Annotated in this window: 1 protein-coding gene; it reads right to left on the reverse strand. The window is 45.2% G+C overall.

Annotated features, from left to right (window positions below):
* Window positions 1-277: 277 nt before the first annotated feature.
* A complete protein-coding gene (locus tag H8527_RS09615) occupies window positions 278-1,759 on the reverse strand; it encodes a hypothetical protein (RefSeq protein ID WP_187547744.1) in 1,482 nt (493 codons plus the stop codon).
* Between the last annotated feature and the right edge of the window lie 47 nt (window positions 1,760-1,806).

Below are 1,806 nucleotides of genomic sequence, written 5' to 3' on the forward strand. Positions count from 1 at the left end.
AAGACCCAAGAAACACCGAAAAACCTCATAACAACACGTAGAGCCTCAAAAAGACATCTCAACACACAAAATCGCCTCACAAGGAAAAACGCTGCGGAATTGAGGTTAAAAACAAATAGGTGCTTAATTGAAGCCTTAGTCAGGCTTCAATTAAGCACCTATTGGAGGTCAAGTAAGGCTTAGTTGCGATGCAAGTAAGCACCTGTAAGGATTGGAATAAGGAAAAAACAGGACATTATGCCCCTCCCTTTTGGGAGGGGTAGGGGAAGTCCTCCTTTTATTTTTCAGTATAATCTGCGATGAGCTGCTGGAGTCCTTCTTTTGTGCGGGTGTCATACTTGGCAGCATCCATGCTCGACTTATTCAGATATTCCGCAGTCAGCTTAATTCTTTTCTTCTCGCTTCGTGTACCTAATAATGCTTTGTCGCCAAGATAGATAGCTTCCTTTCTGTCCTTCAGCTTCAGATAAAGTTCATCTTTATCTAATGGATGTTCCAGGATGTAATTGCCCTTTCCGTCGGTAAAGAGTACCTCGAAGAACTGTGGGTGGCGTGTTCCGAAATTAATAGAACCACTGCCGCCGGCGTTTCTTAACGCACCGTCTTTTGAGCCCTTTGTACCGATATAGGTTTTGCCACCTGCATAGACGGTTACGTTGTCTGCAGCCTTGAACTTCTGTTCGGTCTTGCCGTTCGCACCGTTTTGCGTCAGTGTTACGGCTGATCCCATTGCCGGTGCGTCAAGGTCGAGGATTCCACTGATTCCTTTACCCATCTTCTTTTCAATAGATTCATATATGATAGTGATGTTGCCTTCGTGTGTCGTGCCGTCAGCAAGTACCACCTTGCCGGGCACATTATAGATGTTCACGGAAGCATCCTTGGCCTCTTTCACCAGCTGTCGTTCCTCATCGGCAGCCTGTTGCTCATCTGCTTTTGCCTTGTTTGCCAGTCGCAGCTTGATATTCTCCGTCATATCTCCCAGTGCATAACCGTTTGCAAGCAGTTTTGATACCATACGGCGCACCATCTCGTCCTCGGAGAGTTTGGATGCAGTAAAGTATTGCAGGAAGGGAAGTTTCCTATTATCACAGGTTGTTATGTTGCTGAAATTCTCGCTCCTGGTCCAAGATTCGAGCTTAATCTCCGCTACTTGGTTGCCCACACGGTCCTTGACATAATAGTCTCTTTTGCCTAATGAATGTTCATTGACAAAAACCTTTCCCACCATCTCTTTGTTGATGATAATGTCACCATTGTTGTTGATGGAGAAGGGATGCTGTGCGGTAAACTCCTCATCGGTTTTCTCCATATTTTTGACTATGGTATAGAGGCTGTCCCATTTTGCAGAGAAAGGACGCGAGCCCTGCTTGAAGAGGTCGTCAATGGTGGATGTCTTGATACCGTCCACTGCGATGAGCTGGGGTTTGCTGTCTAACAGTTTGTAGACTAAGTACTTCGTGGTGGACAGTACAATCCTGTCTTTCGGGTTTTGCAGTTCAAAGACTGCGCCCTCAGGTGATGTGAACTGGAGCCAGTCTTCTGGTGTGATGACGCCTTGTTTTGTCTTGTTCGTAATGAAGAATGTGAACACCATTTTCCCATCTGGCGTAGAAAGGTCGCAGACTCTTTTCGCTTCTTTTACAAGTGCTACTGGTGTTCCGTCAAGTAATACCTCCCCTTTCTTTATTTTCAGGTTTTGGGCATGTGCGGAAAGCACCATGAAGCTGGCGATGAAGCCTAATACTGTTTTTCTCATTTTACTTATTTAGATTGATATGAATTGGCTGCAAAAGTAGTGATTTT

This window comes from Alloprevotella sp. Lung230 (assembly GCF_014385435.1).
Lineage (GTDB): Bacteria > Bacteroidota > Bacteroidia > Bacteroidales > Bacteroidaceae > Alloprevotella.

Bases quoted from the DNA above. Each gene is read 5' to 3' on its own strand.
- H8527_RS09615 (WP_187547744.1), bottom strand. From the start codon at position 1,759: ATGAGAAAAACAGTATTAGGCTTCATCGCCAGCTTCATGGTGCTTTCC.